Source organism: Kitasatospora sp. NPDC003701 (assembly GCF_053587085.1).
The window spans coordinates 190284-207411 of sequence record NZ_JBSFNM010000009.1 but is presented as its reverse complement, the minus strand read 5'-3'; the positions used below and the strand labels follow the sequence as shown (position 1 = coordinate 207411).

Sequence of the window (17128 nt, the reverse complement as noted above, 5' to 3'; positions counted from 1 at the left end):
GGCATCATGGGCGCAGGCCCCCTGACCGCAGGACGGGCACGAGGAGAGCAGGCGACACCGTGGGCAAGCGCAGCCGACAGGGCGGGACCGGGGCGGACGGGAGCGCCGGACCGCTACTGGAGCAGGCGGTGCGGGCGGTGCTGGCGGCGCCGGACGAAGGGCTGGACCTCGCGCTGGACACCGGGGCCTCGCTGCTGGCCGCCTCCCCCGGCCAGTGGCAGGCGGTGAGCCGGGCCGTGCTCGGGTACGCGGACACGGCGGTCGGGCGGTGCTGGTCGGCGGGCTGGCGGCCGGCGGATCTGGCCCGGGTGGTGCGGCGGGAGCTGAAGCCGGTGCACCTGGCGCTCGCGGTGGACCTGATCGCGGCCGAGAACCGCCGCCACCCGGCGGCCACGACGGACCGGCGCTGGCAGGAGCAGCTGCGCGAGCTGGAGACCGAGGTGTGGTGGGAGGGCGACGAGGCGTACCTGGGAGCGTTCGCCCACCGGCACCGGCTGGACCGGTTCGCGCTGGCCACCACCCTCCTGGAGCTGCTGCGCAGCTGGGGCCGGCTGCCCCCGGTCGCCCCGGTCGGCCCGGCTCCCGGGCAGGGCGCGGCGGGCGGGCAGGCGCCGCGGGTGGAGCGCCGGGCGCAGGGCCCGGTGACGGGCGAGCCGCGGATGCTGTCCCGGATCCGGGCGCTGCTGGCGAAGGCCGAGTCCACCGAGTACCCGGAGGAGGCCGAGGCGCTGACCGCCAAGGCCCAGCAGCTGATGGCCCAGCACAGCCTCGACGAGGCGCTGCTGGCGGTCGGCGGCGAGGACCGCAACGCCCCGGCGGCGCTGCGGATCGGCGTGGACAACCCGTACGAGGGCCCGAAGACGATGCTGCTGGACGCGGTGGCGGCGGCGAACCGGTGCCGGGTGGTGTGGGCCAAGGAGTTCGGCTTCTGCACCATCATCGGCTTCGACGCCGACCTGGACGGCGTCGAGCTGCTGTACACCTCGCTGCTGGTGCAGGCGACGCACGCGATGAACAAGGCCGGTTCGCGCCAGCACCTGGACGGCGCCTCGCGCACCAAGGCGTTCCGGCACTCCTTCCTGGTCGCGTACGCGGCGCGGATCCGCGAGCGGCTGACCGCCGCGACCGAGCGGGCCACCAGCGACGCGGCGGCCGGCCGGCACCTGCGCGAGGACGGCACCGCGGAGCAGTTGGTGCCGGACGAGCGACTGCTGCCGGCGCTGGCGGCCCGGACCGAGGCGGTCGACCAGCAGGTCGGGCGGATGTTCCCGAAGCTGGTGTCGCAGCGGGTCCGGGTGAGCGACGGCGAGGGCTGGGTGGCGGGCCGGGCGGCCGCCGACCGGGCCGCCCTGCACGGCCGGGCCGGGGAGATCCGGCGGTAGCGGCCGGCCTGATAGAACGGACTTCGTCAGGGCCGGTCTCGGCCGGCCGGGCCGGTCTCGGCCCGAATCGGCCGGTCCGGCCCCAGGAGCGAGGGGGAGCGACGGTGGCGGTGACGGAGTCGGGGTACGCGGACCGGGTGCGCGGGGCGCTGCTCGGCGGGGGCGTCGGAGACGCCCTGGGCTGGCCGGTGGAGTTCCAGCAGCTGCACCAGATCCGGGAGCAGTACGGCCCCGCCGGGGTGACCGGGCTGCCGAGCGGCGGACGGATCGCCGAGGTCACCGACGACACCCAGATGACGCTGTTCACCGCCGAGGGGCTGATCCGCGGCTTCGTCCGGGGCTGGTCGGGCGGCGGCGGCTCGGTGCCGGAGGCCGTCCACGGCGCCTACCGGCGCTGGCTGCTGACGCAGCAGCAGGGCGCGCCGGACCAGCGGCCGCTCCCCCGCCCCTACGACGGCTGGCTGCTGCGGCAGCCGTTCCTGTACGCGCGGCGGGCGCCGGGCAACGCCTGCCTGAGCGGGGTGTCGTACCACCCGGAGTTCCAGGCGCCGGCGCCGTTGGGGCAGCCGGGGCCGATCAACGCGCACTCCAAGGGCTGCGGCACGGTGATGCGCTCGGCACCGTTCGGGCTGGCCCGGCTGGGCGTCGAGCAGTCCTTCGGGCTGGCCGCGCAGTGCGCGCAGCTCACCCACGGGCACCCGACCGGCTACCTGGCGGCGGGCGCGTTCGCGTCGCTGGTCGAGCGGCTGGTGGACGGGGTCGAGCCGTGGACGGCGGTCGGCCAGGTCGTCGAGCAGACCCGGGACCTGCCGGCCTCCAAGGAGACCGTCCTGGCGCTGCACCGGGCGGTGCGGGTGGCCGAGGAGGCGGAGCCCTCCGCGGAGGCGGTGGAGCGGGTCGGGCTCGGCTGGATCGCCGAGGAGTGCCTGGCGATCGCGGTGTACTGCCTGCTGGCCGCCGCGTCCGGGCCGGACCCGGCCCGGACGGCGCTGCTGCTGTCGGTGAACCACTCCGGGGACAGCGACTCCACCGGCGCGGTCTGCGGCAACCTGGTCGGCGCGGCGTACGGCGCGGCGGCCCTGCCGGCGGACTGGACCGAGGCCGTCGAGGGCGGGGAGACGCTGCTGCGGGTGGCGGACGACCTGCTGGTGCTGTTCGGCAGCCGGGAGCCGACCCACCCGGCGCTCGACGGGCGCTACCCGGCCTGGTGACCGGGCGCGGCACGCGCGCCGCGCCGCCGGGCTCCGGGTCGGTGAGCAGGCCTGCCCGCCGGTCAGCGGGCCTGCGGGTCGGTCAGCGGGCCTGCGGGTCGGTGACCTGGCCGAGGAAGAGCGGCCGGCCGCTGGTGGTGTCCCTGATCAGGAACAGGAACGGCCGGTCGATGTGCAGCTCGACGGCCTTCTGCGGGGCCGCCGCACCCGCCGCCTCGATGCCCACACCGCTGCCCGCGGCGGCCACCGTGCCGTCCTCGTCCACCTGGACGGTGGCCTTCTGCACCACCGTGCCGACCTTCAGCTGCTCGCCGGCCCCCGGTCCGGGGATGCCGCTGAGATCGGCGGCGTCGAAGGCGGCGTTGACGCCGAGCGCGCGCAGGACCGGCGTCAGCTCGTTGGCCGTGTCGAAGTGGAAGCGCGGCAGGGTGAGGTCGACCGGCCGTTCGGCCAGCGAGTCCAGGATCATCGTGAGCTGGGCCTGGTCCAGGCCCTTGCCGAAGGCCTCGAACCCGCCCTGCGCCGGTACCAGCAGGTCCATCGCCGTCCCGCCGTCCGCGTAGCGGAGTTCGACGGCCTGCCAGGGCTGGCCGAGGATGCCGCCGGTGCCCTCGGCGTAGCGGAAGGTGCCGCTCTGGGCCATCGTGGCGACGGCGGGGGTCGAGCCGTCCAGGCGGTGGAACGGCCGGTCGGAGGTCTGCGCGGGCTTGAACGGGGACGCCCACTTCGCCTTCAGGTAGAGCGCGTCGGTGAGCGCCAGCCGGGTGTCCGGGTTGATCGCCTTCTCCCCGAAGAGGTCCTTGATCCGGCCCTCGGTCGCCTTCTCCACCGCCGCGTTGACGGTCTTGCGGGCGCCCTGCGGGTCCTTGCGGAAGTCGGCGGTGTGCACGCCGGTGCCGAAGGCGGCGGCGAGGGTGGCCAGGTAGCCCTGGTCGAGCGGGAAGCCCTGCTGGACCCAGAGGTCGTCCGCCTGGCGCAGGGTCAGGCCGTCGGTGGGCGGCGCGGCGCGGTTGAGCGCGCCGGTGGCGAGGGCGTACTGCTGCGGGGTCAGCCCGGTGTGCAGGGCCCTGGCGAGTTCGTCGGCGGTCGTGCCGCGGGCCCCGGGCAGCACCATGGCGAGCACGGTGGCCAGGCCGGACGGGGAGAGCACGAGGTTGCGACCGGCGCCCTCGGGCGCGGCGGTGAGGGTGTGCAGCAGGTCCAGGCCGAAGGCGCCGGTGGCGGCGGAGGTCGCCGAGACCTGGGCCGGGTCGACGGGTGGGGCGGAGGTGGGCACGGAGGCCCGGACGACGACCGGGTCGGCGTTGCCCGTGCTGCCGCAGCCGGTGAGCAGCGGTGCGGCGAGCGCGGCGGCGAGGACCGGCGCGAGGAGCGGGGCCACCGGACGGCGGCCGGTGCGACTGCGGGTGCTGCGAGTGCGGCTCGTCATGGCGGTTCGACGCGGCCGGCGTCCGGGCGGTTCCCCCACCGCCGCCCGGGCGCCGCCGCCGCGCCGTGCGCTCAGTCCCAGAGGGCGCCGAGCGCGAGCAGCTCGTCCCGGTACTCGATCCGCTCGACCCAGTCCGCCGGCCAGGCCCGCTCGCCCAGGTGCGCGCCGGCGAAGGCGCCGGTCAGGCAGGCGATGGAGTCGGAGTCGCCGGAGGAGTACGCGGCCCGGCGGACGGCGGCGACCGGGTCGTCCGGCAGCAGCAGGAAGCAGAGCAGGCCGGTGGCGAGCGCCTCCTCGGCGATCCAGCCCTCGCCGGTGGCCAGGCACGGGTCGGCCTCGACGTCGGGCGCGGCGAGCGCCGCGTCCAGCCGGTCGAGGACACCGAGGCACTCGTCCCAGCCACGGGCGATGAACTGCTCCGGCGACGGGTCCTGGGCGTGCTGCGCGAGGTCACCGAGCCAGAACTCGTCGTACCGGGTGCGGTTGGCCAGCGCGTACGTCCGCAGTGCGGCGGTCAGGGCGGACGGCGCCAGGCCCTCGGCGAGCCTGCGGACCGCGTACGCGGTGAGGTCGCTGGCCGCGAGCGCGGTCGGGTGCCCGTGGGTGAGGGCGGACTGCAGCTGGGCGGCGCCGGAGAGCTGGCGCTCGGTCAGCTCCTTGACCAAGCCGATCGGGGCGACCCGCATGTTGGCGCCGCAGCCCTTGGAACCGATGTCGCTCGCCTCCTGCCAGCGGCGGCCGTCGCTGAGCCGCCAGCAGGAGCGCAGGCAGGTCATCCCCGGTGCGCGGTTGTTCTCCGGCGACCGCCACCAGTCGACGAACTCCTCGCGCAGCGGCCGCTCCAGCCGCAGCGGGCCGAGCGGCCCGCGCTCCAGGGCGGTGCGCAGGGCGCGGCCCAGGGCGAGCGTCATCTGGGTGTCGTCGGTGACCATCGCCTGCCTGGCCAGCGGCAGTCGACGCCAGTCCGGCCCCTCGTAGGCGGCGATCGTCTCCACCGTGCGGAACTCGGTCAGCCGTCCCAGCGCGTCCCCGATCGCCAGGCCCAGCAGTGACCCCGTCGCCTTGCCCACCGTTCCCCCTAGATCTCGACCAGCAGTTCCTCCAGCCCCGGATCACATAGCCCGGGCGCCACCCGGGCTCGCGGACCGGCCGCAGGCCGGGCGCCCGGCGCAGCAGTGCGCCGTAGGACTCGATGAGCTCCAGTCTGGCGAGCGGAGCGCCGAGACAGAAGTGGATTCCGGCGCCGAAGGTGATGTGCGGGTTGTCGGCGCGGCCGAGGTCGAGCCGGTCGGGGTCGGCGAAGCGGGCCGGGTCCCGGTTGGCGGAGCCGAAGAGCAGCGCGACCTCGGAGCCGCGCGGGACGGTCGTGCCGCGGATCTCGATGTCCTCCAGCACCCAGCGCTCGAACATCTGCAGCGGGGTGTCCCAGCGCATCAGCTCCTCGACGGCGGTGGGGAGCAGTTCGTCCACCGAGCCGCGCAGCCGGGCGAGTTCGCCGGGGTTGCGGAACAGCGCCCACCAGCCGTTGCCGGTGGTGTTGACGGTCGCCTCGTGACCGGCGTTCAGCAGCAGCACGCAGGTGGAGATCATCTCCTGCTCGCTGAGCGCGTCGGCGCCCTCCTGGGCCTGGATCAGCGCGCTGATCAGGTCGCCGCCGGGATCGGCGCGGCGGGCGCGGATCAGGGCGCGCAGGTAGTCCGAGAACTCGGTGCTCGCGGTGACGGCCCGGCGGGCGGCCTCCTCGGTCGGGTTGAGCTCGTACATGCCGGTGATGTCGGCCGACCACGGCCGCAGGAGGTGGCGGTCGCTCTCCGGCACGCCCAGCATCTCGGCGATCACCGCGACCGGCAGCGGCTCGGCGACGGCGGCGATCAGGTCGCCGCCGCCGGCCGCGAGCAGCCCGTCCACGAGGTCCGCGGCGAGCCGCCGGACGGTCGGGCGCAGCCCCTCGACCATGCGCGGGGTGAAGGCCTTGGAGACCAGCCGCCGGATCCGGGTGTGGTCCGGCGCCTCCAGGTCGAGCAGCCCGTGGTCGTTGAGCGTGTGGAACGGCTCGTGCGCCGGGTCGGGCGCGGGCCGGCCGAACTCCTCGTGGGTGAAGCGGTGGGTGTACGTCCGCCCCAGCCGGCGGTCCCGCAGCAGCGCGCTGACGTCCTCGTGGCGCGACACCAGCCACTGGCCGGTCGGCTCGTAGTACGTCACCGGGGCGTGCTCGCGCAGTTCGGTGTACGCGTCGTAGGGGTGGGCCACGAACGCCGCCGACCAGGGGTCGAACTTCGCCGTCGTCGTCATCGATCGATCACTCCTGGCCGTGAGGGGGAGCCGGGGTGATCATCGTACGCACGCGGCCGGTCGGTCGACAGGGGTCAGAACCGCCCGGCCACCAGCCTGCGGACCAGGGCCGGGAGCGCGGTGGAGATCGGCTCGCGGATCACCTCGTCCGCCGCCTCGTCGAACGGCGTGGGCTCGCCGTTGACGACGACCAGCCGGGCGCCGGACTCCAGCGCGATCTGCGGGAGGGCGGCCACCGGGTACACCTGGAGGCTGGTGCCGACCGCGATGAAGAGGTCGCAGGCCTTGGTCACGGCGTCGGCCTGCTGGAGCACCACCGGGTCGAGCGCCTCGCCGAACATCACCGTGCGGGGCTTGAGCACCCCGCCGCAGTCCCGGCAGGCCGGGTCCGGCTCGCCCGCGGCGACGCGCTCCAGCGCCTCGGCCGTCGGCGCGACCACGTGACAGCGCACGCACTCCACCTCCCGCGCGGTGCCGTGCAGTTCGAGCACCTTGCGGGCGGGCATCCCGGCCCGCTGGTGCAGGCCGTCCACGTTCTGGGTGAGCACCCGCACCGGCAGCCCGCTGCGCTCCAGCTCGACCAGCGCGAGGTGTCCGGCGTTCGGCTCGGCGGTCAGCGCGCCCGCGTCCCGGCGCATCAGCCAGGCCCGCCGGCGGACGTCCGGATCGGCCAGGTACGGGCCGATGGTGACGAGCTGTTGGGCCGCCGGGTCGCGCTGCCAGAGGCCGGCCGGGCCACGGTAGTCGGGGATGCCGGAGTCGGTGGAGATACCGGCACCGGTGAGGACGGCGATCAGCGGACGCTTGGCGGTCATGCCCGGGACGCTACGGGCCCGGAGCCGCGGACCGCCACCGAGAATCCGGTGCCCGGGCCGCCGCCCGGGGCCGGCCGACCCACCCGACCGGTCCCCCGGGGTCCCCCGCACGAGGGGGCCGGGGAACGCCGAAGGGCCCGGAGGCTGAATGCCTCCGGGCCCTTCGATTTGTAGCGGGGACAGGATTTGAACCTGCGACCTCTGGGTTATGAGCCCAGCGAGCTACCGAGCTGCTCCACCCCGCGTCGGTAAACACGACTCTACGCGACTTCTGCCGGGGAACCTAATCCGCTGAACTTCCGCCCCTCGGGCCCCCGACGAGCGGCCCCGCGGGGTGCCACGGAGGACGCGCGGACGAGGCCGCCACCCGGTGCCGCGGAAGGCCCCTGCGGGGCCCTGGAGCCCCCGGGAACGCCGCCGGGCGGCCACCCCGTGAGGGGTGACCGCCCGGCGGTTCGGTGACCGTGGACTCAGCCGGTGTACGGGCCGTAGTCGTAGTCGTCCAGCGGAACGGCCTGGCCGGAGCCGGCGCCGAAGGGCGACAGGTCGTAGTCGTCGTAGCCGACGGCCGAGTACATCGCGGCCTTGGCCTCCTCGGTCGGCTCGACCCGGATGTTGCGGTAGCGGGGCAGACCCGTACCGGCCGGGATGAGCTTACCGAGGATGACGTTCTCCTTGAGGCCCAGCAGCGGGTCCGACTTGGCGTGGATCGCCGCGTCGGTGAGGACCCGGGTCGTCTCCTGGAAGGAGGCGGCCGACAGCCAGGACTCGGTGGCCAGCGAGGCCTTGGTGATACCCATCAGCTGCGGACGGCCGGAGGCGGGGTGACCGCCCTCGGAGACCACACGACGGTTCTCGGTCTCGAAGCGGCCGCGCTCGACGAGCTCGCCCGGGAGCAGCTCGGCGTCGCCCGACTCGATGATCGTCACGCGGCGCAGCATCTGCCGGATGATGATCTCGATGTGCTTGTCGTGGATCGACACACCCTGCGAGTTGTAGACCTTCTGGACCTCGGCGACCAGGTGGATCTGGACGGCACGCTGGCCCATGATCCGCAGCACGTCGTGCGGGTTGGTGGCACCCATGGTCAGCTTCTGGCCGACCTCGACCGCCTCGCCCTCGCTGACGAGCAGCTTCACACGCTTCGAGACCGGGTAGGCGATCTCGTCGGTGCCGTCGTCCGGCGTGACGACCAGCTTGCGGGTCTTCTCGGTGTCCTCGATGCGGACCCGGCCCTGCGCCTCCGAGATCGGGGCCACACCCTTGGGGGTACGGGCCTCGAAGAGCTCGACGACACGGGGCAGACCCTGCGTGATGTCGTCACCGGCCACACCACCGGTGTGGAAGGTACGCATGGTCAGCTGGGTACCGGGCTCACCGATGGACTGGGCGGCGATGATGCCGACCGCCTCACCGATGTCGACCAGCTTGCCGGTGGCCAGCGAGCGGCCGTAGCAGAAGGCACAGGTGCCGACGGCCGACTCACAGGTCAGGATCGAGCGGGTCTTGACCTCGCTGATGCCGTGGCGGATCAGCTCGTCGATCAGCACGTCACCGAGGTCGGTGTTGGCGGTGGCGAGGAGCTTGCCGTCCACCGTGATGTCCTCGGCGAGCATGCGGGCGTAGACGCTGGTCTCGACGTCGTCCGTCTTGCGCAGGACGCCGTCGGCACCGACGGTGCCGATCGCAAGCTTCAGGCCGCGCTCGGTGCCGCAGTCCTCCTCGCGAATGATGACGTCCTGGGAGACGTCGACCAGACGACGGGTGAGGTAACCGGAGTCGGCGGTACGCAGAGCGGTGTCGGCCAGACCCTTACGGGCACCGTGGGTCGAGATGAAGTACTCGAGAACGGTGAGGCCCTCACGGAACGACGCCTTGATGGGACGGGCGATCGTCTCGTTCTTCGCGTTCGACACCAGACCACGCATACCGGCGATCTGACGCATCTGCATCATGTTTCCTCGAGCGCCCGAGTCCACCATCATGAAGATGGGGTTGGTCTTCTCGAAGTTGGCGTTCATCGCCTCGGCGACCTCGTTGGTCGCCCGGGTCCAGATGCCGATGAGCTCCTGCTTGCGCTCGTCGTTGGTGATCAGACCGCGCTCGTACTGCTTCTGGATCTTCTCGGCCTGCGCTTCGAAGCCCTCGAGGATCTGGGCCTTCTGCGGCGGGACGACGACGTCCGAGATCGAGACGGTGACACCCGAGCGGGTGGCCCAGTGGAAGCCGGCCGCCTTCAGGTTGTCCAGGGTCGCCGCGACGACGACCTTGGGGTAGCGCTCCGCCAGGTCGTTGACGATCGCGGAGAGCTGCTTCTTGCCCACCTCGTAGTCGACGAACGGGTAGTCCTCGGGCAGCAGCTCGTTGAAGAGCGCGCGGCCCAGGGTGGTGCGCAGGCGGAAGGACTCGCCCTCGAACCAGGCCGGCTGACCGTCCTCGTCGACCGGCGGGGTCCAGCCGCGGGGCGGGACGGTGCCGATCGGCAGGCGGACGTCGATGACGGCCTGGACGTCCAGCTCCTTGGCGTCGAACGCCATGACCGCCTCGGCGGTCGAGGAGAAGGAGCGGCCGTCGCCCTTCACCTTCTCCCGGTCCGAGGTGAGGAAGAACAGACCGAGCACCATGTCCTGGGTCGGCATGGTGACGGGGCGACCGTCGGCCGGCTTCAGGATGTTGTTCGAGGACAGCATCAGGATGCGGGCCTCGGCCTGCGCCTCCGCGGAGAGCGGCAGGTGGACGGCCATCTGGTCACCGTCGAAGTCCGCGTTGAACGCGGTGCAGACGAGCGGGTGGATCTGGATGGCCTTGCCCTCGACCAGCTGGGGCTCGAAGGCCTGGATGCCGAGGCGGTGCAGGGTGGGTGCACGGTTCAGCAGCACCGGGTGCTCGGCGATGACCTCTTCGAGCACGTCCCACACGACCGGGCGGGCACGCTCGACCATGCGCTTGGCCGACTTGATGTTCTGCGCGTGGTTGAGGTCGACCAGGCGCTTCATCACGAACGGCTTGAAGAGCTCCAGCGCCATGGCCTTCGGCAGACCGCACTGGTGCAGCTTGAGCTGCGGGCCGACGACGATGACCGAACGGGCCGAGTAGTCGACTCGCTTGCCGAGCAGGTTCTGACGGAAACGACCCTGCTTGCCCTTCAGCATGTCGCTGAGGGACTTCAGCGGGCGGTTGCCGGGGCCCGTGACCGGGCGACCACGACGGCCGTTGTCGAACAGCGCGTCGACGGCCTCCTGGAGCATGCGCTTCTCGTTGTTCACGATGATCTCGGGGGCACCGAGGTCGAGGAGGCGCTTCAGGCGGTTGTTGCGGTTGATCACGCGGCGGTACAGGTCGTTCAGGTCGGAGGTCGCGAAGCGGCCACCGTCCAGCTGCACCATCGGACGCAGGTCCGGCGGGATGACCGGGACGCAGTCCAGCACCATGCCGTTGGGCTTGTTGGTGGTCTGCAGGAACGCCGAGACGACCTTGAGGCGCTTGAGCGCACGGGTCTTCTTCTGGCCCTTGCCGGTGCGGATGATCTCGCGCAGGCGCTCGGACTCCTCCGCCAGGTCGAAGGTCTCGAGGCGGTCCTTGAGGGCCGCCGCGCCCATCGAGCCGGAGAAGTAGGTGCCGAAGCGGTCGCGCAGCTCGCGGTAGAGCAGCTCGTCGCCCTCGAGGTCCTGGACCTTGAGGTTCTTGAAGCGGGCCCACACCTCGTCGAGGCGGTCGAGCTCGCGCTGCGCACGGTCGCGCAGCTGCTTCATCTCGCGCTCGGCACCCTCGCGCACCTTGCGGCGCACGTCGGCCTTGGCGCCCTCGGCCTCCAGCTCGGCCAGGTCGGTCTCGGCCTTCTTGGCACGGGCCTCGAGGTCGGAGTCGCGGCGGTTCTCGATCTGCTGGCGCTCGACCGAGACGTGCGCCTCCAGGGACGGGAGGTCGCGCTGGCGGCGCTCGTCGTCGACCCAGGTGATCATGTAGGCGGCGAAGTAGATGACCTTCTCGAGGTCCTTCGGCGCCAGGTCGAGCAGGTAGCCCAGGCGGGACGGGACACCCTTGAAGTACCAGATGTGGGTGACCGGAGCGGCCAGCTCGATGTGGCCCATCCGCTCACGGCGCACCTTGGCGCGGGTCACCTCGACGCCGCAGCGCTCACAGATGATGCCCTTGAAGCGGACGCGCTTGTACTTGCCGCAGTAGCACTCCCAGTCACGGGTGGGGCCGAAGATCTTCTCGCAGAAGAGCCCGTCCTTTTCCGGCTTCAGGGTGCGGTAGTTGATGGTCTCCGGCTTCTTGACCTCGCCGTGCGACCACTGGCGGATGTCGTCGGCGGTGGCCAGGCCGATGCGGAGCTCGTCGAAGAAGTTGACGTCAAGCACTGGTCGTCAAGCCCTCTTTCGTAAGTCGAGAGTCGTTCATGTGGTCTGAGGGGGGCCTGGGGGCGGGCCGGCTCCCGGGTTGCGGGGAGCCGGCCCGGCCTCCGTCAGACCTCTTCGACGCTGCTCGGCTCGCGCCGGGACAGGTCGATGCCGAGCTCCTCGGCGGCGCGGAACACGTCCTCGTCGGAGTCCCGCATCTCGATGGACTGGCCGTCCGAGGACAGCACCTCCACGTTGAGGCAGAGCGACTGCATTTCCTTGATGAGGACCTTGAAGGACTCGGGAATGCCGGGCTCGGGGATGTTCTCGCCCTTGACGATGGCCTCGTAGACCTTCACGCGGCCGAGAACGTCGTCGGACTTGATGGTGAGGAGCTCCTGCAGCGCGTAGGCCGCGCCGTACGCCTCGAGGGCCCACACCTCCATCTCACCGAAGCGCTGACCACCGAACTGCGCCTTACCACCGAGCGGCTGCTGGGTGATCATCGAGTACGGACCGGTCGAGCGGGCGTGCAGCTTGTCGTCGACCAGGTGGTGCAGCTTGAGGATGTACATGTAGCCGACCGAGACCGGCATCGGGAACGGCTCGCCGGAGCGGCCGTCGAACAGCCGGGCCTTGCCCGTGGAGTTCACCAGGCGCTCACCGTCACGGGTGAGGGTGGTGTTGTCCAGCAGACCGGTGATCTCGTCCTCGCGGGCGCCGTCGAAGACCGGGGTGGCGAGGTTGGTGCCGCCCTGGACGGTGTCGGCGCCGATCGCCTGCAGGCGCTGGGCCCACTCGTCGGCCAGCCCGGAGACGTCCCAGCCCTGCTTGGCGAGCCACCCGAGGTGGATCTCCAGGACCTGTCCCGGGTTCATTCGGGACGGGACACCCAGCGGGTTGAGGATGATGTCGACCGGGGTGCCGTCCTCCAGGAACGGCATGTCCTCGACCGGCAGGATCTTCGAGATGACGCCCTTGTTGCCGTGACGGCCGGCGAGCTTGTCACCGTTGGTGATCTTGCGCTTCTGGGCCACGTAGACGCGGACCAGCTGGTTGACGCCCGGGGGCAGCTCGTCGCCCTCTTCGCGGTCGAAGACGCGGACGCCGATGACCTTGCCGGACTCACCGTGCGGCACCTTCAGCGAGGTGTCGCGGACCTCACGGGCCTTCTCGCCGAAGATCGCGCGGAGCAGGCGCTCCTCCGGGGTCAGCTCGGTCTCGCCCTTGGGCGTGACCTTGCCGACCAGGATGTCGCCGGTGACGACGTCGGCGCCGATGCGGATGATGCCGCGCTCGTCGAGGTCGGCGAGGACCTCCTCGGAGACGTTCGGGATGTCCCGGGTGATCTCCTCGGGGCCGAGCTTGGTGTCACGGGCGTCGACCTCGTGCTCCTCGATGTGGATCGAGGAGAGGACGTCGTCCTGCACGAGGCGCTGCGACAGGATGATCGCGTCCTCGTAGTTGTGACCCTCCCACGACATGAACGCCACGAGCAGGTTCTTGCCGAGGGCCATCTCGCCCTCGTCGGTGCACGGGCCGTCGGCCAGCACCTGGCCGGACTCGACCCGGGCGCCCTCGTCCACGAGCACCTTCTGGTTGAAGGCGGTGCCCTGGTTCGAGCGGGTGAACTTGGCGGCGCGGTACGTGGTGTACGTGCCGTCGTCGTTGGCCACGGTGACGTAGTCGGCCGAGACCTCCTGGACGACACCGGCCTTCTCGGCGGTGATGACGTCCGCGGCGTCGACGGCGCAGCGGTACTCCATGCCGGTACCGACCAGCGGAGCCTCGCTCTTCAGCAGCGGCACCGCCTGGCGCATCATGTTCGAGCCCATGAGCGCGCGGTTGGCGTCGTCGTGCTCGAGGAACGGGATCATGGCGGTCGCGACCGACACCATCTGGCGCGGCGAGACGTCCATGTAGTCGATCTCGGTGCCCGGGATGTAGTCGATCTCGCCGCCACGGCGGCGGACCAGGACACGCGGCTCGGCGAAGGTCAGCTCCGCCGTCAGCGGGGCGTTGGCCTGCGCGATGACGTAGCGGTCCTCCTCGTCGGCCGTGAGGTAGTCGACCTGCTCGGTGACGACACCCTCGATGACCTTGCGGTACGGGGTCTCGATGAAGCCGAACGCGTTGACCCGGCCGTACGAGGCCAGCGACCCGATCAGACCGATGTTCGGGCCTTCGGGGGTCTCGATCGGACACATGCGCCCGTAGTGCGAGGGGTGCACGTCTCGGACCTCGAAGCCGGCGCGCTCACGGGAGAGACCACCGGGGCCGAGGGCGGACAGACGGCGCTTGTGGGTCAGGCCCGACAGCGGGTTCGTCTGGTCCATGAACTGCGACAGCTGGCTGGTGCCGAAGAACTCCTTGATGGAGGCGACGACCGGCCGGATGTTGATCAGGGTCTGCGGCGTGATCGCCTCGACGTCCTGGGTGGTCATGCGCTCGCGCACGACGCGCTCCATACGGGCGAGACCCGTACGGACCTGGTTCTGGATGAGCTCGCCGACGTTGCGCAGACGACGGTTGCCGAAGTGGTCGATGTCGTCGACCTCGACCACGATGTCGCGGCCTTCGGTGTCACGCCACTCGGTCTCGCCCGCGTGCAGCTTCACCAGGTACTTGATCGCACCGATGATGTCGGGCTCGGTGAGCACGCCGGAGTCGAGCGACTCGGCGTTGCCCAGCTTGCGGTTGACCTTGTAACGGCCGACCTTGGCGAGGTCGTAGCGCTTCGGGTTGAAGTAGAGGTTCTCCAGAAGCGTCTGCGCGGCCTCGCGCGTGGGCGGCTCGCCCGGGCGCAGCTTGCGGTAGATGTCGAGGAGCGCGTCGTCCTGGCCCTGGGTGTGGTCCTTCTCCAGGGTGGCGCGCATCGACTCGTACTCGCCGAACTCCTCGAGAATCATCTCGTTGGTCCAGCCGAGCGCCTTGAGCAGCACGGTGACGGACTGCTTGCGCTTGCGGTCGATGCGGACGCCGACCATGTCGCGCTTGTCGATCTCCATCTCCAGCCAGGCACCACGCGAGGGGATGACCTTGCAGGAGTAGATGTCCTTGTCGGACACCTTGTCCAGGGTGGAGTCGAAGTACACACCCGGGGAGCGGACGAGCTGCGAGACGACGACACGCTCGGTGCCGTTGATCACGAACGTGCCCTTGTGGGTCATGAGCGGGAAGTCGCCCATGAAGACCGTCTGAGACTTGATCTCACCGGTCTCGTTGTTGGTGAACTCGGCCGTGACGAAGAGCGGGGCCGCGAACGTGAAGTCGCGGTCCTTGCACTCGTCAATGGAGTTCTTCGGCGGCTCGAAACGGTGGTCGCGGAAGGTCAGCGACATCGACCCACTGAAGTCCTCGATCGGGGAGATCTCTTCGAAGATCTCCTCCAGACCGGACTTGGTGGGGACGTCCTGACCACTCTCCAGGGCCGCCTCGACCCGGGACTTCCAGGCCGCGTTGCCGAGCAGCCAGTCAAAGCTCTCGGTCTGCAGGGCCAGGAGGTTCGGGACCTCGAGGGGCTCCTTGATCTTCGCGAACGAGACGCGGAGCGGGGCGGTGGATGCGGCGGAATTGTTCGAGGCGTTGCGCGGCGCGGCCAAGAGGGGGGTCCTTCCGAGGGCTCGGAGCTCACTGCGCGCGTACCGGCCGGGCCTGGAAAGGCTTGGTCCCACCTCCCTCGCCACTGGCCTCCGCCTGGGGTGAAACCCGAGGTCAGAGCCGTTTTGCGGAGGCGGTGCCAGACCCCTTCAGGGCAACGCAAACTCCGGGCGACGAGTCACGGAGCAGCTAACAGGCAGCGCAAAGGGACAGTGTAGCCAAACGGCACACTGCTGTCCAGCTCTGATTCGGAAACCGAATCGGAGACTCCTCCCGGTAGCCGGCGGACGCGAACGCCCACCGGGTACTGCACGGGCCCGGACGCTGCCGGGCCGCTTCGACTCACGTGGAGTCACTTCCCTCCGGAGCCGCTGGTTATGCATCCACCAGCGAACCAACCGGGGCGGACTCGCGCCACGAGAATCGCGCGCCGCGCCTGGTTCGTCAAGGGCCTGCCTCCGGCACGGACCTCGACCCGTTCATCGCCCGGAACCCTCCCGGCGTTACAGAAGCCGTGGTGAGGGCCACTCTCGATGACAGCGATCACCATACCCGCCCGGACCGACAGTGCCGAGTGCGCTCTCGGCCACACCCGCGCACCCGGGCCGCCGGGCCCGCCGCGGGGCCTTCCCGGGCCGCCGCCGACCCGCCTGCGGCCTGCCTCCGGGCCGCCCCGGCCCGCCCGCGGCCGGGAACGCGAAAAGGCCGGGCCGACCACCCGCAAGGGTGATCGGCCCGGCCTCCGGCAGCCTCCGCCCTCAATGAGGGCGTGCGGCTGCCTCCCGGCCCTCAGGGCCGGAGAGGAGTCACTTGACGGTGACCTTGGCGCCAGCGGCCTCGAGGGCAGCCTTGGCCTTCTCGGCAACGTCCTTGGCAACCTTCTCCAGGACCTTGGCACCAGCGGTGTCAACGAGGTCCTTGGCCTCCTTCAGGCCGAGGGAGGTCAGGGTGCGCACCTCCTTGATGACCTGGATCTTCTTGTCGCCGGCACCGTCGAGGATGACGTCGAACTCGTCCTGCTCCTCAACAGCCTCGACCGGGGCAGCGCCACCGGCGGCGGCAACGGCGACCGGAGCGGCAGCGGTGACGTCGAACTTCTCCTCGAACGCCTTCACGAAGGCGGCGAGCTCGATGAGGGTGAGCTCCTCGAACTGCGCGAGCAGCTCGTCCTGGGTCAGCTTCGCCATGATTGGCGTCCTTCCACTAATTCGGCAGGTGGTGCCGTATGTACGGGTTGGCGGGCGTACGGGCCCGCAGCGAGGCGTGAGCCTGCGGAATTACTCCGCGGCCTCGTCCTCGGCGGCGGGAGCCGGCGTACCGGCACCGCCCTGCTCGACCTTGTCGCGCAGCGCGTCCACAGTGCGGACGAGCTTCGACGGCAGGGCCTGGAAGAGCGCGGCAGCCTGGGACTGCTTGCCCTTCAGAGCGCCGGCCAGCTTGGCGAGCAGCACCTCGCGGGACTCGAGGTCCGCGAGCTTCTTGATCTCATCGGCGGTCAGCGCCTTACCGTCAAGGACACCGCCCTTGATGATGAGAGCGGGGTTCTCCTTGGCGAAGTCACGCAGAGCCTTCGCCGACTCCACCGGGTCACCGGTGACGAAGGCGACAGCCGTCGGACCGGCGAACAGGTCGTCGAGCTCCGTGATCCCGGCCTCATTGGCCGCAATCTTGGTCAGCGTGTTCTTCACCACGGCGTACTGGGCGTTGTCACCCAGCGAGCGACGCAGGGTCTTAACCTGCTTCACCGTCAGACCGCGGTACTCGGTCAGCACGGCCGCGCTCGAGGCACGGAACTGCTCCGTGATCTCGGCGACGGCGGCAGCCTTGTCGGGCCTAGCCATAGGCTTACGCCTCCTTCCGTGATGTCGAAGTCGGGCCGACCGCGAAAGTCGACCATTCGAGCCTCGGACCACCGGACGGAAGGAAAGCTCCTGCGGAAAGCAGATGAGCCCCGGTGCGCAGGCGCACGGGGCTCAGTTCGACCTCTACAGATCCACGTGCGAACACGCGGGACCCGGAAGTCCAAGCTCCAAACAATCCTGCGCGGGCTGCCTGC

9 protein-coding genes, 1 tRNA gene and 1 pseudogene are annotated in these 17128 nt (G+C 71.0%); 2 read left to right on the top strand and 9 right to left on the bottom strand.

The window, feature by feature from the left end:
* Nucleotides 1–59 precede the first annotated feature (59 nt).
* Together ACWDRR_RS11965 and ACWDRR_RS11960 are read left to right on the top strand one after the other, a co-directional pair.
* Complete coding sequence (locus ACWDRR_RS11965; RefSeq protein ID WP_449772033.1) at nucleotides 60–1382, top strand: DUF2786 domain-containing protein; 1323 nt, start codon at nucleotides 60–62, stop codon at nucleotides 1380–1382.
* A gap of 104 nt (nucleotides 1383–1486) precedes the next feature.
* A complete protein-coding gene (locus ACWDRR_RS11960) occupies nucleotides 1487–2593 on the top strand; it encodes an ADP-ribosylglycohydrolase family protein (protein ID WP_449772032.1) in 1107 nt (368 codons plus the stop codon).
* A gap of 82 nt (nucleotides 2594–2675) precedes the next feature.
* Here the strand turns inward: ACWDRR_RS11960 and ACWDRR_RS11955 are convergent, their stop codons facing one another.
* The 9 genes and pseudogenes from ACWDRR_RS11955 to rplJ form a co-directional block, all read right to left on the bottom strand.
* Entirely contained in the window at nucleotides 2676–4022 is a 1347-nt protein-coding gene (locus ACWDRR_RS11955; protein ID WP_449772031.1) for a serpin family protein, read from the bottom strand.
* 71 nt (nucleotides 4023–4093) lie between these two features.
* A complete protein-coding gene (locus ACWDRR_RS11950; RefSeq protein WP_449772030.1) occupies nucleotides 4094–5092 on the bottom strand; it encodes an ADP-ribosylglycohydrolase family protein in 999 nt (332 codons plus the stop codon).
* Between the two features lie 8 nt (nucleotides 5093–5100).
* Nucleotides 5101–6314 (bottom strand): annotated as a pseudogene (locus tag ACWDRR_RS11945) (cytochrome P450).
* Between the two features lie 74 nt (nucleotides 6315–6388).
* Nucleotides 6389–7129 carry an SIR2 family NAD-dependent protein deacylase gene (locus ACWDRR_RS11940; RefSeq protein WP_449772029.1) on the bottom strand — a complete coding sequence of 247 codons (741 nt, stop codon included), beginning with the start codon at nucleotides 7127–7129 and terminating at the stop codon, nucleotides 6389–6391.
* Nucleotides 7130–7300: 171 nt separating this feature from the next.
* A tRNA-Met gene (locus ACWDRR_RS11935) sits at nucleotides 7301–7374 on the bottom strand.
* Between the two features lie 225 nt (nucleotides 7375–7599).
* Nucleotides 7600–11493, bottom strand: coding sequence for a DNA-directed RNA polymerase subunit beta' (locus tag ACWDRR_RS11930; protein WP_449772028.1), 3894 nt, complete (start codon nucleotides 11491–11493; stop codon nucleotides 7600–7602).
* 104 nt (nucleotides 11494–11597) lie between these two features.
* Entirely contained in the window at nucleotides 11598–15074 is a 3477-nt protein-coding gene (gene rpoB / locus ACWDRR_RS11925; protein ID WP_449772027.1) for a DNA-directed RNA polymerase subunit beta, read from the bottom strand.
* Between the two features lie 804 nt (nucleotides 15075–15878).
* Nucleotides 15879–16259: a 50S ribosomal protein L7/L12 gene (gene rplL, locus ACWDRR_RS11920; protein WP_329488166.1), complete on the bottom strand. Its 381-nt coding sequence runs from the start codon at nucleotides 16257–16259 to the stop codon at nucleotides 15879–15881.
* A gap of 90 nt (nucleotides 16260–16349) precedes the next feature.
* A complete protein-coding gene (gene rplJ / locus ACWDRR_RS11915) occupies nucleotides 16350–16913 on the bottom strand; it encodes a 50S ribosomal protein L10 (protein ID WP_352286328.1) in 564 nt (187 codons plus the stop codon).
* Nucleotides 16914–17128 lie beyond the last annotated feature (215 nt).